General features: G+C 30.9%; 21 protein-coding genes and 2 tRNA genes. 8 read left to right on the top strand and 15 right to left on the bottom strand.

Annotated features, from left to right (window positions below):
* Nucleotides 1-3: 3 nt before the first annotated feature.
* Genes N2251_RS08870 through msrB form a run of 5 tightly spaced genes read right to left on the bottom strand, consistent with a single transcriptional unit; the run spans nucleotide 4 to nucleotide 4,247 of the window.
* Nucleotides 4-582 (bottom strand): nucleotidyltransferase family protein, encoded by a 579-nt coding sequence (locus N2251_RS08870; protein ID WP_260586374.1) that lies wholly within the window; start codon nucleotides 580-582, stop codon nucleotides 4-6.
* 3 nt (nucleotides 583-585) lie between these two features.
* On the bottom strand, nucleotides 586-1,605 hold the full coding sequence (locus N2251_RS08865; RefSeq protein WP_260586373.1) for an XdhC family protein: 1,020 nt from the start codon (nucleotides 1,603-1,605) through the stop codon (nucleotides 586-588).
* Nucleotides 1,606-1,644: 39 nt separating this feature from the next.
* Nucleotides 1,645-3,210, bottom strand: a complete 1,566-nt coding sequence (locus N2251_RS08860) for a protein adenylyltransferase SelO (RefSeq protein ID WP_260586372.1) — start codon at nucleotides 3,208-3,210, stop codon at nucleotides 1,645-1,647.
* Nucleotides 3,211-3,235: 25 nt separating this feature from the next.
* The gene (gene msrA, locus N2251_RS08855; RefSeq protein WP_260586371.1) at nucleotides 3,236-3,775 is read right to left on the bottom strand and encodes a peptide-methionine (S)-S-oxide reductase MsrA; all 540 of its coding nucleotides are present in this window, start codon (nucleotides 3,773-3,775) and stop codon (nucleotides 3,236-3,238) included.
* 22 nt (nucleotides 3,776-3,797) lie between these two features.
* A complete protein-coding gene (gene msrB / locus N2251_RS08850; protein WP_260586370.1) occupies nucleotides 3,798-4,247 on the bottom strand; it encodes a peptide-methionine (R)-S-oxide reductase MsrB in 450 nt (149 codons plus the stop codon).
* A gap of 139 nt (nucleotides 4,248-4,386) precedes the next feature.
* Here msrB and N2251_RS08845 point away from each other — a divergent pair, with 139 nt between their 5' ends.
* Nucleotides 4,387-5,592, top strand: a complete 1,206-nt coding sequence (locus tag N2251_RS08845; RefSeq protein ID WP_260586369.1) for a Pycsar system effector family protein — start codon at nucleotides 4,387-4,389, stop codon at nucleotides 5,590-5,592.
* A 38-nt stretch (nucleotides 5,593-5,630) separates the two neighbouring features.
* Here the strand turns inward: N2251_RS08845 and N2251_RS08840 are convergent, their stop codons facing one another.
* The 3 genes from N2251_RS08840 to der all read right to left on the bottom strand — a co-directional run bounded on the left by N2251_RS08840 (nucleotide 5,631) and on the right by der (nucleotide 12,321).
* Nucleotides 5,631-8,024 (bottom strand): GAF domain-containing protein, encoded by a 2,394-nt coding sequence (locus N2251_RS08840; RefSeq protein WP_260586368.1) that lies wholly within the window; start codon nucleotides 8,022-8,024, stop codon nucleotides 5,631-5,633.
* Nucleotides 8,025-8,164: 140 nt separating this feature from the next.
* A complete protein-coding gene (locus N2251_RS08835) occupies nucleotides 8,165-10,933 on the bottom strand; it encodes an outer membrane beta-barrel protein (RefSeq protein ID WP_260586367.1) in 2,769 nt (922 codons plus the stop codon).
* Between the two features lie 83 nt (nucleotides 10,934-11,016).
* A complete protein-coding gene (gene der, locus N2251_RS08830; RefSeq protein ID WP_260586366.1) occupies nucleotides 11,017-12,321 on the bottom strand; it encodes a ribosome biogenesis GTPase Der in 1,305 nt (434 codons plus the stop codon).
* A gap of 102 nt (nucleotides 12,322-12,423) precedes the next feature.
* Here der and N2251_RS08825 point away from each other — a divergent pair, with 102 nt between their 5' ends.
* On the top strand, nucleotides 12,424-12,930 hold the full coding sequence (locus N2251_RS08825) for a GTP-binding protein (protein WP_260586365.1): 507 nt from the start codon (nucleotides 12,424-12,426) through the stop codon (nucleotides 12,928-12,930).
* Here N2251_RS08825 and era read toward each other — a convergent pair.
* Nucleotides 12,927-13,808 (bottom strand): GTPase Era, encoded by an 882-nt coding sequence (gene era / locus N2251_RS08820; RefSeq protein ID WP_260586364.1) that lies wholly within the window; start codon nucleotides 13,806-13,808, stop codon nucleotides 12,927-12,929. The two genes, N2251_RS08825 and era, sit on opposite strands and share 4 nt — an antisense overlap.
* Before the next feature lie 138 nt (nucleotides 13,809-13,946).
* Here era and N2251_RS08815 point away from each other — a divergent pair.
* The 4 genes from N2251_RS08815 to N2251_RS08800 all read left to right on the top strand — a co-directional run bounded on the left by N2251_RS08815 (nucleotide 13,947) and on the right by N2251_RS08800 (nucleotide 16,789).
* Nucleotides 13,947-14,019: transfer RNA gene (locus tag N2251_RS08815), tRNA-Met, on the top strand.
* Between the two features lie 113 nt (nucleotides 14,020-14,132).
* Nucleotides 14,133-14,205, top strand: a tRNA-Met gene (locus N2251_RS08810).
* 140 nt (nucleotides 14,206-14,345) lie between these two features.
* Complete coding sequence (locus N2251_RS08805; protein WP_260586363.1) at nucleotides 14,346-14,792, top strand: protein-disulfide reductase DsbD domain-containing protein; 447 nt, start codon at nucleotides 14,346-14,348, stop codon at nucleotides 14,790-14,792.
* A gap of 17 nt (nucleotides 14,793-14,809) precedes the next feature.
* A complete protein-coding gene (locus tag N2251_RS08800; protein WP_260586362.1) occupies nucleotides 14,810-16,789 on the top strand; it encodes a protein-disulfide reductase DsbD family protein in 1,980 nt (659 codons plus the stop codon).
* Nucleotides 16,790-16,830: 41 nt separating this feature from the next.
* Here the strand turns inward: N2251_RS08800 and N2251_RS08795 are convergent, their stop codons facing one another.
* From N2251_RS08795 to N2251_RS08775, 5 genes are all read right to left on the bottom strand, one after another.
* Complete coding sequence (locus N2251_RS08795; protein WP_260586361.1) at nucleotides 16,831-18,078, bottom strand: NAD(P)/FAD-dependent oxidoreductase; 1,248 nt, start codon at nucleotides 18,076-18,078, stop codon at nucleotides 16,831-16,833.
* Nucleotides 18,079-18,339 carry a DUF3781 domain-containing protein gene (locus N2251_RS08790; RefSeq protein ID WP_260586360.1) on the bottom strand — a complete coding sequence of 87 codons (261 nt, stop codon included), beginning with the start codon at nucleotides 18,337-18,339 and terminating at the stop codon, nucleotides 18,079-18,081.
* Nucleotides 18,340-18,363: 24 nt separating this feature from the next.
* Nucleotides 18,364-19,371 (bottom strand): 4-hydroxyproline epimerase, encoded by a 1,008-nt coding sequence (locus tag N2251_RS08785; protein WP_260586359.1) that lies wholly within the window; start codon nucleotides 19,369-19,371, stop codon nucleotides 18,364-18,366.
* 156 nt (nucleotides 19,372-19,527) lie between these two features.
* On the bottom strand, nucleotides 19,528-21,114 hold the full coding sequence (locus tag N2251_RS08780; protein ID WP_260586358.1) for an aldehyde dehydrogenase (NADP(+)): 1,587 nt from the start codon (nucleotides 21,112-21,114) through the stop codon (nucleotides 19,528-19,530).
* Between the two features lies 1 nt (nucleotide 21,115).
* Nucleotides 21,116-22,030 carry a dihydrodipicolinate synthase family protein gene (locus tag N2251_RS08775; RefSeq protein ID WP_260586357.1) on the bottom strand — a complete coding sequence of 305 codons (915 nt, stop codon included), beginning with the start codon at nucleotides 22,028-22,030 and terminating at the stop codon, nucleotides 21,116-21,118.
* Nucleotides 22,031-22,174: 144 nt separating this feature from the next.
* Between N2251_RS08775 and N2251_RS08770 the strand changes: the two genes are divergently transcribed.
* A complete protein-coding gene (locus N2251_RS08770; protein WP_260586356.1) occupies nucleotides 22,175-23,014 on the top strand; it encodes an AraC family transcriptional regulator in 840 nt (279 codons plus the stop codon).
* A 98-nt stretch (nucleotides 23,015-23,112) separates the two neighbouring features.
* Entirely contained in the window at nucleotides 23,113-24,078 is a 966-nt protein-coding gene (locus tag N2251_RS08765) for a PorP/SprF family type IX secretion system membrane protein (protein ID WP_260586355.1), read from the top strand.
* Here the strand turns inward: N2251_RS08765 and murI are convergent.
* Nucleotides 24,075-24,869 carry a glutamate racemase gene (gene murI / locus N2251_RS08760; protein ID WP_260586354.1) on the bottom strand — a complete coding sequence of 265 codons (795 nt, stop codon included), beginning with the start codon at nucleotides 24,867-24,869 and terminating at the stop codon, nucleotides 24,075-24,077. The genes N2251_RS08765 and murI overlap by 4 nt on opposite strands.
* Nucleotides 24,870-24,919 lie beyond the last annotated feature (50 nt).

Below are 24,919 nucleotides of genomic sequence, written 5' to 3'. Positions count from 1 at the left end.
ACATTATTTTATAAGGTTTTGATAATCTTCCTTGGTGTCAATATCAATTAAGTTAAAAAGAGGCATTTTTATAGTTTCAGATACATGATTGTTCAAAAAAAGCGAAGCACCTTTATCTCCCTTTAAATTTACTAATTGATTAAAATAGTGTTTTGGAAATATAGCGGGAACTCCAATTTTATCTGTATAATTAGAAACTATTATTTTCTTGGGATTTTCTTCGGATGTAATTATCAATTCATTTAAGTACCTTGAATTTACATTTGGTTGATCGGCTAACATAATTAAAACAGCATCAAAATTTTCAGCAATTAAATGATTGATTCCAGCAACAATACTACTACTTAATCCGTTTTTAAAATTGGTATTAAAAATAATATCAATTTTATGCTGCTTAATTTTTTCTTTAATATTTGTTACATTTGCTCCCAAAACACAAAATATACTACTTGTTTTTGTTTGTTTTGCTTGCGAAATAGCCCAGCCTAATAAAGTGGTTTTTTTGTAAGGAAGTAGTTGTTTTGCAGTTCCCATTCTTTTGGAACTCCCTGCCGCAAGTATTAAGATAGCAGTTTTTTTCATAAATTAGTTATGAATTTTACCTGTAATTTTTTTTAAAGAAAACACTTCTTTTTTACGAACTACCGATAAAATTTCTGCTAAAATAGACAATGCAATTTCTTCCGGAGTTTCTGCACCAATATGCAAACCTGCAGGTGTGTGTATTTTGTCTAAAAAAACATCATTTATTTCAGGAGCAAAATCAAACAATTCATTTAGTAATTTTTCACGTCGTTTGGCAGCACCTAAAATACCGATATAAACAGGGTTTTGTCCTTGTAATTTTACGAGCCAACGCAAATCATACGTGAAATTATGATTCATAAGTACAATTGCAGTATGCTCATTGACATCGTTTAAATCAATAATTTCAGGAGTTTGTGCTACTACCGATTTTGCTGTTGGAAAATCTACTAATTCTTTTGGGTCGTTAATAGATGTAACTACATCTACCTCCCAACCTAATTGAGTTGCTTGTGAACAAAGTTTTACAGCATCGTGTTCTCCACCAATAATCAACAAACGAAATAAAGGTTTTAGAGTTTGCTTAAAAACAAGTGATTGTTCGTTTTTTATTGGATTAAAATGTTCAGAAAAAGTAAATTTCTGATTTTTATTAAACTGAATTACAGAACCAAAATTCCCGAAAACTTCATCTTCTTTTTTATAAAAAGATTGGATGTTAAATGATTTTCTATTCGATAAATTATTAGCAAAAGCGTTAATAAATGCTGTTGAAATTTTAATAGGTTCTAATAAAATATATAAAATACCTTCACAACCTAATCGATAACGCCCATCGTAGGTTATAATTTTCGATTTATGATCTCCAAAAATCGAATGTGCCCTTCGTTGAACTTCTTTTTCTACACAACCTCCGCTAACGGCTCCAATCATTTCTCCGTTGTCAGATAGTAACATTCTAACTCCAGGTTTTCTATACGAAGAACCATCTAAGTCAACAACGGTAGCTAACACGTTTTGTATGCCTTTTTGTTGATTTAAAATAACTTGCTGTATAATTTCTTTGAATTCGTATGTCATTTAGCACTGTAAGTTTCTATTCTTTAAAAATACAATTTTTTACGAACTACAACTTAATGCAGAGCAGCCAACTTTATGACGAGCCCATTCTGGTCGTTTTGCGAACCATTTTTCATTTTTTGGTTGTTCTGAATACGGGTTTTTTAATAGTTGATATAATTCATCAATTAATTTATAATCGCCTTTATCAGCAGCATCAATTGCTAATTGCGCCATGTAATTTCTAAGTACATATTTTGGATTTATTAAATCCATTTTTTCTTTTCTTTCTTGATCAGAAAAGGTTTCTTGCTGTAGTCTTTTTAAATAACGATTAAACCAATCGGCCCAATGATTTTTAATTTCACCTTTAACTTCATCAATCGTATAAAAAGCAATTTCAATTTTTTTGAAAGCGCTCTCAAAATCATCTTCTGTAGTAAAAGTTGATAAATTTCTAAAGAAAAGCGTCATGTCAGTTTCTGTTAATTGCAAGGTTTCTTCTAATCGCCCAATTAACTCTTTATCGTTTGCATCCTCAGAAAATAAACCTAATTTAGATTTCATCATTTCATATTGCTTCTGGCTATAAATATCAGCATATACATCTAAAATTTCTTGTAAAGGAGCTACTTCTTCAATAAGCGGATACAAAGCATTTGCGAGTTTAAATAAATTCCATAGTCCGATTTGCGACTGATTTCCGTAGCGATATCGCTTATGTTGATTGTCTGTTGTATTTGGTGTCCAACCAAAATCATAGCCTTCTAACCATCCGTAAGGACCAAAATCGATTGTTAATCCGAGAATCGACATGTTATCAGTATTCATCACTCCGTGTACAAAACCAACGCGTTGCCAATGCACAATCATATCGATAGTTTTATTTCTTACTTCAGTTAAAAAATCGAGATATTTTTGTTTTCCTTCGGATGTAATTTCAGGATAAAAATGTTTGATAGTATAATCAGCCAATTTTTTTAAAGTAGGATGGTTTTGCCTTGCAGATAAAATTTCAAAGTTACCAAAACGGATAAAGTTTGGCGCCAAACGAGCTACAATTGCTCCTTTTTCATATGCAGGATTTCCGTCGTATAAAACATCTCGTAAAACTTCATCACCAGATAAACTTAACGATAATGCACGCGTGGTTGGAACGCCTAAATGAAACATGGCTTCGCTACATAAATACTCTCTAATTGAAGAACGTAAAACGGCTAAACCATCTGCGGTTCGAGAATATGGAGTTTCACCTGCGCCTTTTAATTGAATTGCCCAACGTTGATTATTGTGTACAACTTCGGTTAAATTAATGGCACGACCATCACCTAATTGCCCTGCCCAATTTCCAAATTGATGTCCGCCATAACACATGGCAAACGGGTGTGTGTTTTCGAGTACTTTATTCCCTGTAAAAACATTTAAAAAATTATCAGATGTTGCGTTTTCTTCGGATAAACCAACAGCTTCTAACATTTCTTTTGAAACGTGAATTAATGTTGGATTAGCTGTTTTTTTAGGTTCAACATACGAAAAGCAAGCATCTAAAACTTGTCGGCGTTCGCTTCCTGTAATTTTATCAGCAGGTAATTCGTTGTTAAAAGTATCTTGAATATTTAGTTTCATAATTTTTTTGAAAAGAGAATAGAGGTTACTTTAATTTATCAGCATGTAATTTTCTAAGTCTCGCTAATTTAGGCTCGATAACAAATGTACAATATCCTTGCTTTGTGTTTTTGATATAATAATTTTGATGCTCTTGAGTTGCTTTGTAAAAATTGGTATAAGCACTTATTTCTGTAACAATTGTGTTCTCATAATATTGCTGTATTTGTTTTAAGACTTCAGTAGCCAATACTTTTTGAGAATCGTTGTGATAAAAAATTACAGAACGATATTCTGTTCCACGATCGGCTCCTTGTTGGTTTAAGGTTGTAGGATCGTGTGTGGTCATAAAAATAACTAAAATATCTTCGTAAGAAATAATAGTAGCATCAAAAGTAATTTGTATAACTTCTGCATGACCTGTTAAGCCAGAGCAAACCTCGCGATATGTTGGATGACCAGGAGCATTTCCGCCAGCGTAACCGGATACTACTTTTTCTACTCCTTTTACTTTTTGAAAAACAGCTTCTGTACACCAAAAACATCCACCACCTAAAGTAGTTGTTTGTAAATTTTTAGTTGTCATTTGTTCTTATTTGTTGTGAAGTTTAATTACTTTCAGCTAACTGCATAGATTCTGAATTTACACAATATCTTAGTCCACTTGGCTCAGGTCCGTCAGGAAAAACATGCCCTAAATGAGCATCGCAGGTATTGCATAAAACCTCTACTCTAACCATTCCTAGTGTACTATCTTTGTGGTATTTAATGGCGTTTTCGGTAATAGGTTGCGTAAAACTCGGCCAACCAGAACTTGAATCAAATTTAATTGTCGAATCAAACAAAGGGGTGTTACAACATGTGCAATTGTATTGCCCTTCATCGTAAGATGTACATAATTCGCCAGAAAAAGGGCGTTCGGTTCCTTTTAATCGTGTAATTCTAAATTGTTCAGGAGTTAGTAGCTCTTTCCACTCAGTTTCTGTTTTTTCAACCCTCTTTGATGGAGTTGGATTTCCGTTTACAGCAAAATGTATAATGTTTTTCCAAGTTAGCATATCAAAATCCTTTTTTTAGTTAATATTAAAAATACGAAAATTTTGGGCAAAAAATATAGTAAGATAGTCGTAATATATTCGACAAACTTACACTTAGTAAGAATTAAATATTATTTTTACTATAGTTAAAACCATTTTGATGAAAAATTTATTAATTGAAGCTGAAAATTTCGTAGTTAATTTTTTAAACGAAAAATTAGAATCTTCGTTTGTGTATCATAGTGTATTTCATACCCAGCGAGTTGTAGAGAAAACTCAAATATTGATTGAGGGATTGAAGATTGATGAAGAATCTGCAAACCATTTATTATTAGCTGCTTGGTTTCATGATACCGGTTATACAAAATCGATTGAAAATCATGAAAACGAAAGTGTTAAGATTGCGGAAGCATTTTTTAACGAGCAAAACGTTTCCGAAAAGGTTGTTTCAGAAGTTTCAAAACTAATTTTAGCAACAAAAATGGGCGTAAAACCAACTTCTGAATTAGAGAAAATAATTCGTGATGCTGATTGTTCTCATTTAGGAAGTAAGAATTTTAGCGATTACACTTCTTTGTTAAGAAAAGAATGGGAATTAACTAAAGAATGTATTGTTTCTGATGAGAAGTGGAATGAAGAAAACATTCAGTTTTTAACAAATCATAGATTTCATACTGATTTTGCGACTAAAAATTGGGGAAAAGGAGAAAGTAAGAATTTAGCACAGTTATTAAAAACTCAAAAAAAAATAGCACAAGAAAACACGAAGTTAAAGCAGAAAAAAGAAGCCTTAGCACTTAAAAAAAATAAAGTAGAATTGCCAGAACGAGGTATAGAAACAATGTTTCGTGTGGCTTTAAGAAATCATATTACTTTAAGTGATATTGCAGATACGAAAGCGAATATTTTATTATCGGTAAATGCGATTATTATTTCGATGACACTGTCTACTTTAATTCCGAAATTAGACAATCCGTCGAATCATTATTTAATTATTCCGTCAATTGTTTTTATTTTGTTTACCGTTGCTTCTATCATTTTATCAATAATGGCTACGCGACCAAATGTAACAGAAGGTAAGTTTACAAAAGGAGATGTTGCAAATAAAAAAGTAAATTTATTATTCTTCGGAAATTTTCATCAAATGAACTTGCCAGATTTTGAATGGGCAATGGATGAAATGATGAAAGATCGCGATTATTTATACGGATCACTTACTAAAGATTTGTATTTTTTAGGCTTAGTTTTAAATAGGAAATATAAATTATTACGAGTTACTTATACCGTTTTTATGATTGGTATAATTGCAAGTGTAATTGCTTTTGCGGTTGCTTTTAGAATACAAGAAACAGCAGGGATATTATAAAAATAAACCCTCAGAATTTAATTCTGAGGGTTTATTTTTTATTGTTTAAATTCAGCCATTAATTCATCGATAGAGATTGTTTTTTTACTGTCAAAATCTTCTTGGTAAATTACTGCTACTCGTAAAGCTTTTAGTCCAGAAACACCTTGTAAATTTTCGAGTTCTAGATTTTCAACTTCACCTAATAATTTTTTAGATTGTAAATATTTAATATATTTCAAGTATTCTTTAGCATCTTTATCTTGTGAGTATACGATGGCAATTTTACCAGGAATTGTAAGCCGTTTATTAGTTCCTTTAATATGAACTTTGTCTATTCGTTTTTTTATAATTTCGTATCGAATATTATAAGCACCATCTACATCAAATTGTTTTTCATCCATTCTAAATTTTATAGATAATGGATTGCTATGCACTAATATTAAAGAGGCAACTTGTAAATCATGTTCCATTGATTTACGTGTGGTGTTTGCCACGTTTTCCATCTCACACATAACTTTTAATTGCCACAAACGAAGATTGTATAAGTAAACTTCATCGAACTTTTTATCTTTAGTTAAAGATTCTCCGATATACATATTGTATTCTACACCATCTGTTTTGTAACGCTCAAAATAATGCGGGAACATTGCTTGCGCATCTTCTTGTTTAGCATCTATAAATTTGGCTAATTTATCGTTTAGTAAAGTAACACTTTGTTCATATGCTTTTCGTTTTTCATAAACTACCTGTAAATTGTTGTCTAAACGATCCATGTAAGTGTTTACAATGGTTGTTAAGCTGTTATTAATTTCTTTAATATGTTTGAAAACAGGGTAGATTTCATTTTTAAGAAAATTTAAGATGACAATTTCATCTCCAGATTTTAAACAACTCGTCACTTCATTTAGGTATTCATTTACACGAAACATTAATTCTTTGTAAATAGGTAATTTCTCAGATTCACAAGCTTTTTTAAGTACATCTATAGCTAAAGTAAGTTGTATTATTAAATCTTCCTTAATAGCGTTATTTCTGGCTAAAGAAGATCCTTTAATGTCAGATTGACCAAACAAAGGGTATACATCTTTAAATACAATTTGTTCGATTTTTATATTTTCTTTTTTAGAATAAAGGTCTGTTTGGTATTGCTCAGCAGCTTCATAAAACTTCCATTTTACGGTTGGGTGTAAAGAAGTGTAATGTTCTTGAATAGTTGCTTCTAAAATATTTAAATACTCTTTAGAAGAGCGATCGATGGCTGCCTTAAAAACCGGAATAATATCAGATAGTTTTTGTTGATTTACAGAGTTTAATTCATATGCTCTTGGTGAAGCTATTTCTAATAAAGCAACATCGTTATTTTCGCTCGCTTTGATTGGAATTAGTAAAATACTCCCAATATTCTTGTTCTTTAACCTAAGAGAAAATTCATTTTCGTTTGATGACTTTCCGTAATTTTTAGTGTTAGAAATTGCAATTATTTGTTGCTCGTAAAAAATTTTAGAAATTAAATGATCACAAAAAAAAGTGCTACAAGTTATTTCTTTTTCATCATCTAAGAAAATAATACTTTCAGATTTTTTAACTCTTATTTTTTGTAATGATAAATTAGAAACTTCAAAGATAGAAAAGCCAACTTTTAAATCTTTAATATTATAAAACTCACTTAAATCTTTACGAAGTTTTTCAACAATACTACCGTCATCTTTTTGTAAAAGACTCGTTCTTATTGATGAAATATTTTCATCAGCGGTAACATCAAATAAATTCATTAACCCAAATCCTTTAAAAATATAACTGTTTGGTGGGAATTTTTCTTTCCAAGCATCAATGTTATCATAATTATCTAAAAGAATTTTAATGTCGCTTTCTGTTATTTTTGGTGCGGTAGCAGAGGGAGTAACATCCATAAAATCACCGTTAAAAGCTACTCGGTAATGTTTTATTTTTTCCAAATTTTTATCAGGAATATCAAAGAAAAAAGGACGTTTTAAATCAATAGGATGTTGGTATACTGCATTTAAAATAAATGTACATGCCATAATATACATTTTGTCATCTTCAAAATCTCTAACCTTTAGTTCGTAATCTTCTCCTGCGTTTTTAAGAATGTTTTCTAAACGTTTTGTAAATTTAAAAGAAGTAAAAGAAAAAGGAATGGTAGCTGCTTTAATTTCGTTTAGCGTTAATATTTCAGGGAATAATGCTTCTAGTAAAACATCTATAATTCCTTCATGTTTTTTTAATAATGTGAGGTCAGAAAATCCGTTTATAAGTTCAGGATGTTTTTCAACTTCATTTATGATAACCCTTGCAGATGTATTAAAAGGATGGTTTTTAGAGTTGTCACTTGTATACTCTTTAAACATATCGTAGATTTTCTTAAAACTAATATTTAGTTGTAAGGGTAATTCAATATCTTTAAACGTGTTTAATTTTCTAATTACCATGAAATTATTTATTAATCTATTGCAAATTTACAAAATTGTAAACTGTTAGTCGTAAAAGACTTATTTAGCTTTCATTAATGCGGGTATAAAAAAAGCCCTTATTATAAAAATAAGGACTTTTTTAAGTGATAATTTAGTGATTAAAAATGCATATTGTAATCTCGCACCTTTCCCTTTTTACCTAAGCTGTTAAATTTCCAGCTAAAGCCTAACATAAAATATTGTTGTAACACAGTACTTTGAGAATCTTCAATGTAATTTGAACTAGCTCTACGTTGCGCATTTGTATTTTGATTTAATAAATCATAGGCTTTTAAACTGATAGTTCCTTGGTCTTTTAATACCGAATAAGCTAAGGTTGCATTCCAAAACCAAGCTGCTTTGTCGAAACCAACAATATTAGGGTTGTAAGTATATTTTATATCATTTCTCCACTCTAATTTTTTAGGAAAATTTGTTTTTGTTCTTATCGTTAATGTCTGCCTTGTGAAATCTTGATTTTGAGTAGTGTTTATATCGTATTTTGTTTTCGAAAAAGAAACGTCATAGCGTGTTTCAATAGAAATAAGTTTATTCCACTCTAAAGTTACTCCTAAGTTAGGCCTTAACGCAGTTGTTTGTGCCCCTTCTTTTATATTATTTAGAATATTAAAGTTTTTATATATGCTGATATTTGAACCTGCTCTAAGTTTTAAAGTAGTAATAGAATCTAATTTTACCTTTTTACTATAGCTACCTCCTCCAAAAAAGTCGTAACCTCCATCAGTATTTTCGTAGGTAGAATTTCTAATAAATTCATCAGAAATTGTAGTGTTAGAAATAATTTGATTTTTAAACATACTTCCGCTTATATACAGATACATTCCAGTACCAGCTTGCCAATTATATTTATTGAAGTTAATATAAGCTCGGTGATTTTGCGTTGGCTTTAATTCTGGGTTACCAGTAATTATATTTGATGGATTGCTAACGTTTTCAAAAGGTTGAATTTGATTAATGCCAGGAACTCTGTTTGTTAAACGATAATCGAAATAAATAGAAGCTTTTGAATCGAATCGATACCTGAATCCTGCATCTAAAGCGATGTTGTTAAATTTCTTATTTAAACTTAAATTAGGGCGTAATTTATCGTTGTTCTCTAAAGTTCTGTTTACATAACCTGTTTCGAAATTAAAACGCCATTTTTTAGTTTTGTAAATCAATTCTAAAGAAGGTGTTTTTGCAATGTCATTATACGTAAAATCAGAACTTAAGTTTTGATTAAAATCAGCATATTGCTGAGAAGTGTTATTAAAGTCATAAGTATCTTCTTTATTTTCTCTTTCATCACTTTGATAACTATATTTTGCATCCAAAAATAATTTTTTAGCTAAAGGAAAACGATAAGTTATCATTGTATTAAAGCTATTTAAGTTATTTGAGATAGTACTTTTTTGATCTCTATTTTCTATACTAGCATTACTACCAAATACTTCAATAGTAGATTCGTTTACTTCTTCAGTATCTGATTTATCTATTTGATTAGTAATAGATGCTTTAATAAACGCACCTTTAGACCCTATTTTTTTAGTAACATCAATAGTGTTTTTAAAATTGTTAGCTTCAGATTTAGCGTAAGAATTACTGGTGTAACTGTTGGTTAAGTTATTACTTTCATCTAAAGATTCTTCTTGCCTATTGTTACTTCCTTCTCTCTTATTAAAAACAAAAGAAGGTTTTACATTAATTAAGAAGGTTGAATCTATTTCGATATCAAACTCAGTAGTAATACTATGGTTATGATTTTCATCATTTGATTTTGAGATAGCATTAGAGAAATATTTTCCGTCAGGAAGTGTATATTCTTTATTGCTTTTTGATTCGTCATTTGAATTACTTCCAGAATAAAAATAATTAGCATTAACATCCAAGCCTTTTCCGTATTGATCAGCATAAGTTGCACCAGCAGTTTTAGATTTTACAATTCCGCTTCCACCACCAAAACGTCTTCCGTTAATACTGAAGCTACCGTTTCCGCCAATCCAATTATTTCCACCACCAAACATTTTTTGAATCTCTCCAAAACTAAAACCAGGAGAGTTAATGTTGTTTGTGCTGGCCAAAACACTAAAACGTTGGTCGTTGTTAAAACGATTAACCATCGTTGCACCTTCGTAACGCTTGTCTGTTCCTGCACCAGCAGAAACTCTACCAAACCAACCTTTGTTGTTTTCTTTTTTTATAGTAAGGTTTATTGTTTTATTATTGGCATCGCCTTTTTCACCGGCAAAAGCTTCAGATTTTGATTTTGTATCTGTAATCTGAACTTTTTCAATAATTTCTTTTGTTAGGTTTTTAGTAGTGATACTAGGATCGTTTCCAAAAAAAGGTTTTCCGTTTACTAAAATTTTATTTACTTCCTTTCCGTTTACAGTAATTTTACCAGCTTCATCAACTTCTACACCAGGTAATTTTTTTAATAAATCTTCAACATTAGCATCTTTTTTTGTTTTAAAAGATTTTACGTTAAACTCTAATGTGTCTTTTTTTATGGTAATAGGAGCTCTAGAGGTAATAACAACTTCATTAAGTAAGTTGCTTTCTTCCTTTAGATTAATAATACCTAAATTAAAAGTTGTTTTTTCACCTAAAGAAATTGCTTTAGCATAGCTGTCTTTTCCAATATAAGAAACAAATAATTTTAAATCTTTATGAAAAGATTTTCCTTCTAACGAAAAAATACCTTTGTCGTTTGATATTGTGTACGAAACAACAGTACTATCTTTTATTCTTTCTAAATGAACTGTAGCAGCTTCAATTGGTGTTTTTTCTTTTCCAGAATTTATCTTACCTGTAATTTTAAATGGATAAGATTGTGCAAAAATACTCGTAGTAAGTAATAGCGTAAAAACAAAAAGTAGTTTTTTCATTGCCTTTTTTATGAATTATTTAATGATTCGTAAAGGAACTGAAAAAACTACTTTTAAATAGTTAAAATATGTTAAAGCTATTATTATTTCTGTCTAAAATAAATAATAATAGGTACTCCATTAAAATTGTAACGCTCACGAAGTTGATTTTCTAAATAACGTCTGTATGGCTCTCTAATGTACTGAGGTAAATTAGCGAAAAATGCAAATTGTGGTGTATACGTAGGTAGTTGCATACAGTATTTAATTTTTACATATTTTCCTTTAATTGCAGGTGGAGGGTTTTGAGCCAAAATATCTAACATTGTTTCATTCAATTTACTTGTTTGAATACGACGTTTTCTGTTTTCAAAAACTTCTACTGCAGATTCGATTGCCTTAAAAATACGTTGCTTTGTTAATACTGAAGTAAAGATAATAGGCACATCACTAAAAGGAGCAATGGTCTGTCTTATTTTTGCTTCAAAATCACGCATGGTATTCGTTTCTTTCTCAATTAAATCCCATTTATTGACAAGTATAACGACTCCTTTTTTGTTTTTCTCAGCTAACCAAAATATTTTTTCATCTTGTCCTTCAAAATCACGAGTTGCATCAATAACTAAAACTGCAACATCACAATGTTCAATTGCACGAACTGCACGCATTACTGAATAAAACTCTAAATCTTCTTTTACTTTCGATTTTTTTCGAATCCCAGCAGTATCTACTAAGTTAAATTCAAAACCAAAACGATTGTATTTTGTATCAATAGAATCTCTGGTTGTACCCGCAATATTGGTAACAATGTTTCTGTCTTCGCCAATTAACGCATTGATAAATGATGATTTTCCTGCATTAGGACGACCAACAATAGCAAAACGAGGAAGTTCGTTTTCTTCAACCTCTTCTTCTTCAGGAATTTCTTTGGCAACAGCATCTAATAATTCACCTGTTCCACTACCATTTATTGATGAAATGGTGTGGTATTCACCTAAACCAAGGTTGTAAAATTCAACAGCATCTGCATCACGCATTGCATTATCTACCTTGTTAACAGCCATAATTAGTGGCTTCTTAACTTGGCGTAATATTTTAGCAACTTCATCATCCATAGGAGTAATTCCTTGCTCAACATCAACTACAAAAACAATAATATCAGCTTCATCAATTGCCAACTGAACTTGTTTACGTATTTCTCCTTCAAAAATATCATCCGACCCGACAACATATCCACCAGTATCAATTACAGAAAATTCCTTTCCGTTCCATTCAGACTTTCCGTAATGTCTGTCTCTCGTAACTCCACTTACAGAATCTACGATAGCTTCACGACGTTGTACTAAACGGTTAAATAAAGTGGATTTACCTACATTAGGTCTTCCAACAATGGCTACAATACTACTCATTATGCAAAAATTTGTGCAAAGATACAACTTACGTTATGAAATTAAGCCGAATTTTAAATAGTATACTATTTTTACTACATTGTAGGCGAATAATTTATAAGTATGGATGATCAATTATATAATCAGATTTTTTTAAAGCCAAGGTTTCAAATTGATTTTAAGATGAATTCTGCAATTTTGTTGGCTGAAATTAAAAATCATTTATCAGATGTAACGGTTTATGAAATGAGCATAGTAGACAATCATGTAATTATTGATGTGCCTAAAAAGGAAACTCATTTTTGGTCGCCTCAGTTATATCTCGAAATAGAAAAATTATCTGAAACAACTTCTTTAATTAAAGGGCTATTTGGTCCGAAGCCACAAGTATGGACATTCTTTATGTTCTTGCATTTTATTGTTGCTATTGCTTTTTTAATTTTCGGAATAATGGCATACAGCAATTGGTCTTTACAAAAGGAGTCAATATTCCCCGTAGTAATGATGGTTGTTTTACCCATTATATGGGTGGCGTTTTATCTTGTAGGAAGTTTAGGTAAATCTACAGGTAAAAAGCAAATGGATGAATTAAAAAATTTTACAAAGTTATTATTGCGAAAAATAAATTAATCTTTATAGCCAAAACGTTTTAACTGTCGTTCATTAGAACGCCAATTCTTATTTACTTTTACGTAAAGTTCTAAAAATACTTTTTTATCAAAAAACAACTCTAAGTCTTTACGTGATTCTGTTCCTACACGTTTAAGAGCGGTTCCTTTATGGCCAATAATTATTCCTTTTTGAGTGTCGCGTTCCACCATAATTACCGAGCGGATTTTTATAATGCTTTCTTCCTCAAAAAATTCTTCAGTTTCTACTTCTATCGAATACGGAATTTCTTTTTTATAATGTGTTAGAATTTTTTCGCGAATTTTCTCATTCACAAAAAAACGTTCAGGTTTATCTGTTAATTGATCCTTCGGATAAAAGGCTGGTGCTTCTGGTAGTAATTCTATTATTTTTGAAAAAACAGTATCGATATTAAATTTTTCTAAGGCAGAAATCACATAAACAAATGCATTAGGCACTTTGTTTTTCCAGTATTCAATTTTATCTTCAACTTCTTGTTGTGATGATTTGTCTATCTTATTTAATAATAGGATAACAGGAATCTCACTGTGAATGATTTTATTAAAGAATGCTTCATTTTTTAATTCTTTCTCGCCAACTTCTACCATGTAAATTAATACATCAGCATCTTCAAAAGCTGATTTTACAAAATCCATCATAGATTGTTGTAGCTCATAAGCAGGTTTAATGATTCCTGGAGTGTCAGAAAAAACAACTTGATGATTGTCGTCATTAACAATTCCTAAAATACGATGTCTTGTCGTTTGTGCTTTAGGTGTAATAATTGATAATTTCTCGCCAACCAATGCGTTCATTAAAGTTGATTTTCCCACATTTGGGTTTCCGATGATGTTTACAAATCCTGCTTTATGTGTCATGCGGCAAAGATAAGTTGTTTGAATTAAAAAAACTTTTTTTTATAATGCTGTTATTCTTAGAGTTACTAATTTTATTTTTTTAAAAGCTAGTTTTATTTGGATATGAGGAATTAAAAGGGGTATATTTGCACTCGAAATCGCGGGATAGAGCAGTAGGTAGCTCGTCGGGCTCATAACCCGAAGGTCACTGGTTCGAGTCCAGTTCCCGCTACAAGTAAAGAGTAATCAGAAATGATTGCTCTTTTTTTTGTTTAAAAAATATTAATAAATATATCTTTTTATTTGGGTATAAAGAATAAAAAGAAGTATCTTTGCACTCGAAATCGCGGGATAGAGCAGTAGGTAGCTCGTCGGGCTCATAACCCGAAGGTCACTGGTTCGAGTCCAGTTCCCGCTACTAGTAAAGAGTAATCAGCAATGATTGCTCTTTTTTTTTGTTTAAAAATTAAAAAGTTAAACTTTTTTTATTGTTGCTGATTTAAGCAAGAAAGATGCTATTTTTACAAAAAATAGAATAACAGTTTTAATTGTATAAAAATGAGGAAATTAATAACAATCTTAATCTTTACGATAAGCCTTGTCTCTTATGGGCAAATTCATAATCCTGTAAAATGGACTACTAGCGTAAAAAAGATATCTGATAAAGAAAGTGAATTAATAGCTACGGCTACCTTAGATCATGAGTGGTATATCTATTCTCAAGAAATTCCAGAAGGAGGCCCATTACCTACAGTGTTTTCATTTACGGGAGATCAACGTTACTTAAAAAAAGGAAACACCAAAGAAGGAGAAGGGCATGTTGTAGATGATGAGGTGTTTGAAATGCGCATTAAATATTTTGATAATAAAGCAGTTTTTAAGCAACGTATTAGATTAAAAACAAATGAAAAATTTATTATAAAAGGAACTGTTGAGTATATGGTTTGCTCGGGAGAAAATTGTTTACCTCCTAAAGAAATAGATTTATCTTTTGCTATTAATTAAATATCCATAAAATTTAGATGAAAAAAATATTTATAATACTGTTTAGTTTATTGATAAATTTAACGGTAACAGGCCAGATATTTAATCCGATTAAATGGACAACCAAAGTAGAAAAAATTACAGATTCAAAATATAAGTTACTAACAGTAGCAACGATTGAAGATGGTTGGAGTTTGTATTCTCAAGAAGTGCCAAAAGGTGGGCCTATACCCACAACTTTTACGTATGATGATAATGGAGGAACTTTAAAAATAATAGGAAATACCAAAGAACCTAAAGGAAAAGTAAAGTTTACAAAACTATTTAGTGAAGCAGGAATGAATATAAAATCCTTTGCTCATAAAGCTGTTTTTGAACAAGAAATAGAACTAGTTGATCCTACAATTACAGCAGTTAGTGCTTTTGTTGAGTTTATTGCCTGTACTGAAGAACAATGTTTGCCGCCAAAAGAAATTGAGTTGGTTTTTGATTTAACGAAAAGTGTATCTAAAAAGAAAACAACTTCTGATGTTGCTAAAGTAGATGATGACACTAAGGAAGATAAAAAAGGATTGTTAAGTATTTTCTTTATTGCTTTCTTATCAGGGTTTGCAGCATTATTAACACCTTGTGTTTTCCCGATGATTCCAATGACGGTAAGTTTCTTTACGAAACAAAGTAAAAGCAAAGCAAAAGGAATAAAAAATGCAATTATTTACGGAATTTCAATTATTGGTATATATGTATTATTAGGTACTGTAGTAACAGGTGTTTTTGGTGCTGATGCTTTAAATGCTTTGTCAACTAATGTATGGTTTAATATTGCTTTCTTTTTAATTTTAGTAATTTTTGCAGTGTCTTTTTTAGGTGCTTTTGAAATTACATTGCCGAGTTCTTGGGCAACAAAAGTAGATTCACAAGCAGATAGAGGAGGTTTAATAGGAATCTTTTTTATGGCATTAGCCTTAGCAATTGTATCATTTTCTTGTACTGGGCCAATTGTAGGAACATTGTTGGTAGAGGCTGCCTCAAAAGGGGGTATCGCACCTATTATAGGTATGTTAGGATTTTCATCAGCTATCGCAATACCATTTGCATTGTTTGCAGCTTTTCCAGGTTGGTTAAATTCATTACCAAAATCAGGAGGTTGGTTAAATACAGTGAAAGTTGTATTAGGATTTTTAGAATTAGCATTAGCTTTTAAATTCTTATCGAATGCCGATTTAGTTTTACAATTACATCTATTAGAAAGAGAAGTTTTTATTGCTATTTGGATTGCAATATTCGGAGCTTTAACATTTTATTTATTAGGGAAAATTCAATTGCCTCATGATAGCCCACAGAAACATATTTCTGTAGGTAGGCTTTCTTTAGGGTTAATTGTAGGATCATTTACTATTTATATGTTACCAGGTTTATGGGGGGCACCTTTAAATTTAATTAGTGCTTTTCCGCCACCACAACATTATAGTGAGTCTCCATATGGAGTAGGGTTTACAAAGAAAAATACACTAGTAGTTTCAGAGACTAATTCTGAAAAAACTCACAGCGGTTTACCAGAAGGAGCGCATTTAATGCCTCCTCATGATATTATTTCTTTTCACGATTATGACAAAGGGCTTGCATATGCTAAAAAAGTAGGGAAACCAGTAATGATAGATTTTACAGGGCACGCTTGTGTAAATTGTCGTAAAATGGAGCAGAATGTTTGGGTAAAACCTAAGGTGCTAAATATTTTAAAAAGCAAGGTTGTTTTAATATCATTATATGTGGATGATAAAAGAGCTTTAAAAGAAGATGAGGTTGTAAATTCTAAATTAAACCCTGGGAAGAAATTAAAATACATTGGACAAAAGTGGAGTGAATTACAAACCATAAAATACAAAGCAAATTCACAACCATTTTATGTATTAATGGCGCATGACGAATCTAATCTGATAGTTCCTGTATCTTACACACCAGATGTAGATGAATATTATAATTGGTTAGAAAAAGGAATCGCTAATTTTAAGAAATAAAATAAAAACATCCACTTTAATTTAAAGTGGATGTTTTATTTTTAATCAAATCTATTTGGATTAAAAGGCGTAATATTTAAACTTGTTTTTTCTTCGGATATAATTTCTGAAACTAATTTTCCGGTTGCTGGACCTAAGCTCCAGCCCATCATTGCATGCCCTGTTGCAATAGTTACATTTTTAACTTTAGATAAGCGTCCAATATATGGCAATCCGTCAGGAGAACAAGGTCTTAAACCACAAGCGGCGTTGTCTATATCATGTTGCTCAATTTTTAATCCATCATAATATTTTTCACCAGCTTTTGCAATCGCATCAACTCTTCGTGTATTTATAGTATGGTTAATTGTATCAACTTCCATAGTGCCAGCAAAACGCGTAAATCCATTCATTGGTGTTACTGCAACTTTGGCTTCTATCAGAATAGCAGGAATTGTAATCCCTGTTTTTTTAGACACATTTATTCGATACCCTTTTCCTGCCTGAACCGGAATTGTTGTATTTAGTTTTTTTAGTAGTTTTTGTGACCAAGAACCTGTAGCTACAATAATCTCATCTGCAAATAATTCTTGTTTATCAGTTTTTATCGATGATACTTTATCTCCCAGTAAATTGATATCTAAAACCTCTTCATTAGCCAAAATAGTAACATTGTTTTTTACTAAATAGTTTTTTAACTGAAGCATAAATTCATTGGGTGTCATATGTGCATCAGAATGGTAATAAACGGCTCCTTTAATATTTAAACCTGCATCAGGTTCTAGCTTTAAAACTTGTTTTTTTGTTAAATTTTCAACATGTAGCCCTTCTTTAATCCCGCGTTGCCCAGTAATCCATTCTTCTTCGCCAGCTTTATCAGTTTGGTAGCACATTAACAATCCTTTATGCTGATAAAAAAAATCGAAATCATTTGAAGCTTTGATGTCTTCATAAAGATTTTTGCTAAGAAGGTTAATATCTTTAATTACTTTGATGGCACTTTCTACTTTTTGAGTAGTGGAAGCTTTTTTAAACAACCAACTCCATTTTAAAAAATCATAATCTAAGCGAGGTTTAACATAAAAAGGACTTTCAGGGTTTAGCATCCATTTAATTCCTTTATTAATCATCCCCGGAGCTGCTAAAGAAATAATATGGCTTGGGGTTATAAAACCTGCATTTACATAAGAAGCACCGCTTGTAAAATCGGATTTATCGATTATAGTTACCTTATTTCCTTTTTTTTGCAAATAATAAGCAGTACATAATCCTATAATACCGCCTCCGATTATCAATACTTTTTTCGACATTTAATGTGTTATTTTATCTACAGTTATAACTCTAAAAGTATTTGAATTAATTGTAATTTTTATATTGTGTTCTTTATTGGTGATATAATAATTTTTACCTTTCTTTTCGTAGTGTTCTAAATTTGTTTCCCTTAGTATTTTTTCAAGAAAAATTTCAATTTCTTCTTTTGAAAAATCGATACCTAGTTTTTTATTTATCCTTTGATAAACAAGTACAGTATAACAGTGGTTATTTAGTATGTTTTCTTTAATTATTTTCATGAAAATTAATAATGAATTACGTTATTATATTACTTGAAAACCATAAGCATACGGATCATCTTCTCTATCAATAATAATCGTGTTATACCCAAATACTTTTGCCCAACCTTTTATACTTGGTATAATTGCTAGTTTACCATTTAAAGAAGTTTCTTCCTCTACACATCCAGTAAATTTGCTTCCGATATAGCTTTCATGAATAAATTTTTCTCCAATTTTTAATTTCCCTTTAGCATATAGTTGTGCTAAACGAGCTGAAGTTCCTGTGCCACAAGGGCTTCTGTCAATAGCTTTATCGCCATAAAAAACAGCATTTCTTCCTGATGATGTTGGGTCAATCGGATTGCCTGTCCATAGCATGTGAGTTACATTTCTAATAGTATTGTTTTCAGGATGAATAAACATAGCAGGATATTTCTCATTAATTCTATTTCTAACAATTTGAGAATATTGAATGATTTTACTAGCGGTAAAATCATGTACTCCAGAAAAATTTTTCTGAGGATCTACAATTGCATAATAATTACCTCCGTAAGCAACATCAAAAGTAATTTTACCTAATTCTGGGCAATCAATTGTTAAGTTTTCAGCAGCTAAGTAACTTTTTACATTCGTTAATTTTACCCAATCAACTTTTTTACCTGTTTGACCATATTCAATATTAACCAAACCAGCAGGAGCTTCCATTTTTATTTTTCCAGGAATTTTTGGAGTAATTAAGCCTTCTTCAATTGCAATAGTAACGGTTCCGATAGTTCCATGACCGCACATTGGTAAACAACCAGAAGTTTCTATAAATAAAATAGCAAAATCATTTTTAGGATTGTGAGGAGGAAATAATATTGAACCACTCATCATATCATGTCCGCGAGGTTCGAACATTAATCCTTTACGAATCCAATCATATTTTTTTAAAAAATGTTGTCGCTTTTCGCTCATGTTAGCGCCAATTAAATTTGGACTACCACCAGTGATAACTCTTACGGGATTTCCGCAAGTATGCGCATCAACGCAAAAGAAAGTTTTTTTCATGCTAAATTGAATCGCCAGCTTGTATTCTTCCTAGAAAAAACCCTTCAAAATCTCTCTAATTAAGAAAAACGAAGCTGGCTTTGTTTTCAATTTCTTTAGCTTACTCAAAAGTAATATTTAGTTTTTTTGATTTTCTAAAGAAAGTGTTAATTTTTGTTAAAGTATTTGTTGTTTTGTAGTGCTACCGTTAACTGTACGTAAAATCACCAAGGGGTTTTCGTTTTTTAATTCATCAGGTAATAATTCATTTGGCCAATCTTGATAACTAAAAGGACGTACCCAACGTTTTATAGAATGAATTCCAACAGCAGTAAACCTACTATCTGTAGAGGCAGGGTATGGGCCACCGTGAACCATAGATGGACAAACTTCTACACCTGTTGGCACGCCATTAAATATAATTCGTCCAACTCTGTTTTGTAAAGCAGAAATGATAGTTGGATAATTAGCAACTTCATTTTTATCAGAAATTATAGTACCTGTTAATTGGCCTTCTAATTTCGAAATTATTTTTTCTAGTTGAATTGCATTTTCACATTGTACAACCATAGAAAAAGGACCAAAGACTTCTTGATGTAGTTTTGGATTGTTTAAAAATGTTTCGCCTTTAACAGTTGTAATTACTTGGTGAGCATAATTAGATTGGACTTCGCTTTCGTAATCAGCAACAACTGTTAATCCTTTTTGAGTAATTGCCGTTTGTTTATTATTCTCATAAGCTTTTATAATATTTGGATGTAGCATACAACTAGGATTTATCGCTACAATTTTATGACCCAAATCATTAATGAATTTTGATAAATGAGCTCCTTTAATCCCTAAAATTAAACCAGGGTTTGTACAAAATTGCCCTGTACCTACGGTTATAGAACTGGCATATGTTGTGGCTAAGGTTTCTGCTCGATTTTCTAATGCTTTAGGAAAAAGTATCACTGGGTTTACGCTTCCCATTTCTGCAAAAACAGGAATAGGTTCCTCACGTTTTGCAGCCAAATCGAACAAAGCTCTACCGCCTTTTATGCTTCCTGTAAAACCTACTGCTTTAACTTTTGGATGAGCAACTAATTGTTGTCCAACTTCAATTCCGCTAGAATTTAAATTAGAGAAAACACCATTAGGCATTCCTGTATTTTTAGCAGCCTTTATAATTGCTGATGCTATTAATTCACCGGTTCCCGCATGCATTGGATGTGATTTTACAATTACGGGGCATCCAGCAGCAAATGCGGCAGCGGTGTCACCTCCAGCGGTTGAATAGGCTAAAGGGAAGTTACTTGCTCCGAAAACAACGACTGGTCCTAAAGGAATATTCATTTTTCGGATATCTGATTTTGGTATTGGTTCTCTATTTGGAATAGCAGTATCAATTGTTGCAGAAACCCATGAACCGTCTGAAACTAAATCAGCAAAAGATCGTAGTTGATTAATAGTTCTTCCTCGTTCTCCTTTTGCTCTGCCTTCTGGCAAACCAGTTTCAGAGCAATACATTTTTATTAATTCATTATCTAAAGCTAAAATTTCATCTGCGATAGCATTTAAAAAACCAGCTTTTTGTTTTCCAGAAACAATACTGTACTCTTTAAATGCTTTTGAAGCTAAAGAAATGGCATCGTTAATTTCATTAACAGTAGCCTCTGTAAAAACAGTGTTGTTTTTCTTATTTAATTCAGGATTAAATGTGGTATATGTTGTTTTTCCTGAAGCGGTTAACGTACTTCCTATATAGTTTTTTCCTGTAATCATTTTATAAATTTTTATAATCAGGTAAGGTTGGTCTATTTTTTAATCCGTTTTCAATAATTTTTAATACTTGTGCTCTTTCGGTACCAATTAAAGGTAAACGAGGAGCGCGAACATTTTCGGTACCTATACCAGTAGCCACTTCAGCTAATTTTATGTTTTGTACTAATTTAGAATTTATATCTAACTCTAGCAATGGTAAAAACCAACGATAAATTTCTAAAGCTTCTTTAATTTTTCCTGCTTTCTGTAGCTCATAAATGGCAACTGTTTCTTTAGGGAAAGCACAAACTAACCCAGCAACCCAGCCATCAGCTCCCATCAGTAAACTTTCTAAAGCTATAGTGTCTACACCTGTCATAATTTTCAATCTATTTCCAAAGCGATTTTTAATTCTTGTTACATTAGATATATCCCTGGTAGATTCTTTAACTGCTTCAATATTATCACATTTTAGCAATTCATCAAACATATTTAAAGTAACTTCAACTTTATAATCAACTGGGTTGTTGTACACCATAATAGGTAAAGATGTATTGTTAGCTACAGCTTTAAAATAAGTTACAGTTTCTCTGTCTCCCGCATTGTAACGCATAGGTGGTAGCATCATTAATCCTTTAGCACCGTCTTCTTCGGCCTTTTGTGCTGCTAAAATTGCTCCTTTGGTTGTTTGTTCAGCAATATTTATTAGGACAGGAACTCTTTCTTTCACTAATGCAACAGTGGTTTTTGTAAGTGTTCTTTTTTCTTGGTCAGACAATGTACTTGCTTCTCCTAAAGTACCTCCTAAAACTATTCCGTGAACTCCAGCTTCTAATTGCGCTTTAATATTCACTTCAAACATATTAAAATCTAGAATATCCTCGTTAGTAAATTTTGTGGTTACGGCTGGCATAACTCCTTTCCAATTTATACTCATGGTGTTTTTTTTAGGCAAAGTTATAATTGATACACGTAGTAGATTTCTCATTTATTATCCATATAGCATATTATTTTACCTTAAATAATAATAGTGTTTAATTTTTAGGATAATATATTATAGTTTTGTTTTAAAATCTGATGAATGATCGTTTTACCATTTAAAATTCCGAAAACTAAAAACCTAGGGTTAATTTATCAAGAAGATAAAGGGTCTTTTTTTTATGATAAATTACACCAACATGAAGAAATTCAACTTTGTTATATTCTTAAAGGAGAAGGAACTTTAATTGTTGGAGATACAGTTAATGAATATAAAAAAGATGATGTTTTAGTACTTGCAGGTAATCAGCCGCATGTTTTTAAAAGTGATAATTCATTGATTAAAGAGTCTTGTATGATTTCTCTTTTTTTTACAAAAAAATCATTTGGAGATCATTTTTTTGAATTAGATGATTTTAAGGAGATTTCGATGTTTTTTAGCATGATTAAAAGTAGTTTTAGTGTAGTTTCAAATCAAAAAAAAATAAAGAATTTATTTGTAAAAATTAAAAAAAGTAGGGATATCGTTAAGTTTACTGTTTTTATTAAGATACTAACTATTATTGTGAAATCAGAGACGATATCTCTTTCATCATTTTTGGATGAAAAAAGGTATTCTGATAATGAAGGAAAAAGAATGAGGGATGTTATGGATTATACTTTGAGTAATTTTACTAATAAAATTGAGTTAGATGATATAGCAGGTGTAGCAAACATGACTTCTAATGCTTTTTGTAGATATTTTAAGCAAAGAACAAATAAAACTTTTTTCACTTTTTTAAATGAGCTTAGAATTGAAACTGCTTGTAAATTTTTAAAAAATAGTGAGTATTCAATTATTGAGGTGTCTGAAAAATCTGGATTTATAAATATTTCTAATTTTAATAGAAAATTTAAAGAATTGAAAGGAAGAACCCCATCTAATTATCGATTAAATTATTAAGATGTTAAAAAATGAAGAATAAAAGTAGTTTTTTGAGAATTAAGGATGTTTTTAAGGACTCTTGGTTATATTTGAGAGCTATTTATTAGGAGAGAAATATGAAAAAAATTATTGCCTTATTTTTTGTGATTTTTATATCAAAAATTTATGGACAAGAAACATTGCCAATCTATGCAGATTATTTATCTGACAATGTTTATTTGTTGCATCCAACTGCAGCAGGTATTGGTGATTGTGGAAAGTTACGTTTAACTGCACGTCAACAATGGATTGGAGTAAAAGACGCACCTTCGTTACAAACTGCAAGTTTTCATGCTAAATTTAATGAGAACTCAAATGCAGGTTATGGGTTTATTCTTTTTAATGATAAAAACGGTTATCACTCTCAAAAAGGATTACAAGGAACTTATGCCTATCATATAGATATGGGGAATGAAAACTTGTTTAAACAGTTGTCATTTGGTCTTTCAATGTCAGTAGTTCAAAATGAAGTTGATCAACGAAATTTTGTTAACGATCCAGCAGTTAGTCAGGTTATTAATAGTGATTTTTATTTTAATGCCGATTTTGGTATGGCATACCATCATAAAGGTTTTTCATCTTATTTTACAGTAAAAAATATTATGTTGTCTGCAAAAAACGATTTAAATCCTGATTTTGAGTCTTATAATTTAAGAAATTATATTATTGGAGCAGGTTACTTTTTTGGCGATGAAGATAAGTTACAATATGAACCTTCTGTTATGTTGCAATACAAAGACCAAACTGGTGAGAAAATAGCTGATTTAAATTTTAAAGTTTATAAGCAGTTTGAAGCTACCCAATTATGGGCAGCTTTATCTTATAGAAGAAGTTTAGATAGCAGTGTTTTTGGTGATGCAAGCTATATAACTCCTATTGTAGGTGTGAATTACAAAAACTTAATGTTTGCGTATACGTACACTCAACAAAGTGGAGACGTGGTTTTTTCTAATGGAGGTTTTCACCAAGTTTCTTTTGGTATAGATGTTTTATGCAGAAAACGTAGAGCTTCAGCGTGTCCAAACATTAACGGGAGTTTTTAAAAATCTAAAATATCAATAGAAATTTTACTGTAATCTTTTAATAAATATTCCAATACATTTTTTTCTTTATTGATGTAAAACTTATTGATAATGTTATTTTTCGAATTAGCTAACAAATTATTTTCTAGTAAAACCTTTTTTGTTTGTTTAGCAACAGCCTCACCAGAATCAATAATTTTTATATCGTTTCCAATAATTTTTTTTATTTGAGGAATTAAATAAGGATAGTGTGTACAGCCTAAAACAATACAGTCACAATTTGATTTTAGGATAACACTTAAATGTTTTTCTAATAAGGTTGTCATTTCTGAAGAATGAATTTTTCCGTTCTCAATGAGTTCAACTAAACCATTTCCTATCTGCTCAATGATTGTAATGTTGTTGTTAATAGTAGCAGATGTTTTTTCGAATAAAGCGCTGTTAAGTGTTCCTTTTGTAGCTAAAATACCAATAATTTGAGTTTTAGTTTGAATTGAAGCCGATTTTATTGCTGGTTCAATTCCTATGATAGGAACAGTATAGTTTTTTCTTAAATATTCAATGGCGTTTGTGGTTGCCGTATTACAAGCAACTACAATTAGCTTACAACCTTTATTAATTAAATACTCAGTGTTTTTAATAGATAAATTAAGTATTTCTTCTTTTGATTTTTGTCCATAAGGAGCATTTTTACTATCGGATAAGTAAATAGTGCTTTCGTTTGGAAGTAACGCATGAATCTCTTTCCAAATAGAAGTACCTCCTATACCTGAATCAAATATACCAATAGGTTGTTGCTGTTGTTTAGTCATAGATATACAAAAATAAAAATCCTGCTGAATTCAGCAGGATTTTTATAAAA

The organism is Tenacibaculum haliotis (assembly GCF_025215075.1).
In the GTDB taxonomy this organism is placed as follows: Bacteria; Bacteroidota; Bacteroidia; order Flavobacteriales; family Flavobacteriaceae; genus Polaribacter; species Polaribacter haliotis_B.
The sequence above is the reverse complement of the archived record's forward strand: the minus strand, read 5'-3'. Positions and strand labels throughout refer to the sequence as shown.

What these genes read in the sequence shown, in the direction of transcription:
- N2251_RS08870 (WP_260586374.1), bottom strand. Translation starts at nt 582, where the DNA reads ATGAAAAAAACTGCTATCTTAATACTTGCGGCAGGGAGTTCCAAAAGA.
- N2251_RS08865 (WP_260586373.1), bottom strand. Translation starts at nt 1,605, where the DNA reads ATGACATACGAATTCAAAGAAATTATACAGCAAGTTATTTTAAATCAA.
- N2251_RS08860 (WP_260586372.1), bottom strand. Translation starts at nt 3,210, where the DNA reads ATGAAACTAAATATTCAAGATACTTTTAACAACGAATTACCTGCTGAT.
- msrA (WP_260586371.1), bottom strand. Translation starts at nt 3,775, where the DNA reads ATGACAACTAAAAATTTACAAACAACTACTTTAGGTGGTGGATGTTTT.
- msrB (WP_260586370.1), bottom strand. Translation starts at nt 4,247, where the DNA reads ATGCTAACTTGGAAAAACATTATACATTTTGCTGTAAACGGAAATCCA.
- N2251_RS08845 (WP_260586369.1), top strand. Translation starts at nt 4,387, where the DNA reads ATGAAAAATTTATTAATTGAAGCTGAAAATTTCGTAGTTAATTTTTTA.
- N2251_RS08840 (WP_260586368.1), bottom strand. Translation starts at nt 8,024, where the DNA reads ATGGTAATTAGAAAATTAAACACGTTTAAAGATATTGAATTACCCTTA.
- N2251_RS08835 (WP_260586367.1), bottom strand. Translation starts at nt 10,933, where the DNA reads ATGAAAAAACTACTTTTTGTTTTTACGCTATTACTTACTACGAGTATT.
- der (WP_260586366.1), bottom strand. Translation starts at nt 12,321, where the DNA reads ATGAGTAGTATTGTAGCCATTGTTGGAAGACCTAATGTAGGTAAATCC.
- N2251_RS08825 (WP_260586365.1), top strand. Translation starts at nt 12,424, where the DNA reads ATGGATGATCAATTATATAATCAGATTTTTTTAAAGCCAAGGTTTCAA.
- era (WP_260586364.1), bottom strand. Translation starts at nt 13,808, where the DNA reads ATGACACATAAAGCAGGATTTGTAAACATCATCGGAAACCCAAATGTG.
- N2251_RS08805 (WP_260586363.1), top strand. Translation starts at nt 14,346, where the DNA reads ATGAGGAAATTAATAACAATCTTAATCTTTACGATAAGCCTTGTCTCT.
- N2251_RS08800 (WP_260586362.1), top strand. Translation starts at nt 14,810, where the DNA reads ATGAAAAAAATATTTATAATACTGTTTAGTTTATTGATAAATTTAACG.
- N2251_RS08795 (WP_260586361.1), bottom strand. Translation starts at nt 18,078, where the DNA reads ATGTCGAAAAAAGTATTGATAATCGGAGGCGGTATTATAGGATTATGT.
- N2251_RS08790 (WP_260586360.1), bottom strand. Translation starts at nt 18,339, where the DNA reads ATGAAAATAATTAAAGAAAACATACTAAATAACCACTGTTATACTGTA.
- N2251_RS08785 (WP_260586359.1), bottom strand. Translation starts at nt 19,371, where the DNA reads ATGAAAAAAACTTTCTTTTGCGTTGATGCGCATACTTGCGGAAATCCC.
- N2251_RS08780 (WP_260586358.1), bottom strand. Translation starts at nt 21,114, where the DNA reads ATGATTACAGGAAAAAACTATATAGGAAGTACGTTAACCGCTTCAGGA.
- N2251_RS08775 (WP_260586357.1), bottom strand. Translation starts at nt 22,030, where the DNA reads ATGAGTATAAATTGGAAAGGAGTTATGCCAGCCGTAACCACAAAATTT.
- N2251_RS08770 (WP_260586356.1), top strand. Translation starts at nt 22,175, where the DNA reads ATGATCGTTTTACCATTTAAAATTCCGAAAACTAAAAACCTAGGGTTA.
- N2251_RS08765 (WP_260586355.1), top strand. Translation starts at nt 23,113, where the DNA reads ATGAAAAAAATTATTGCCTTATTTTTTGTGATTTTTATATCAAAAATT.
- murI (WP_260586354.1), bottom strand. Translation starts at nt 24,869, where the DNA reads ATGACTAAACAACAGCAACAACCTATTGGTATATTTGATTCAGGTATA.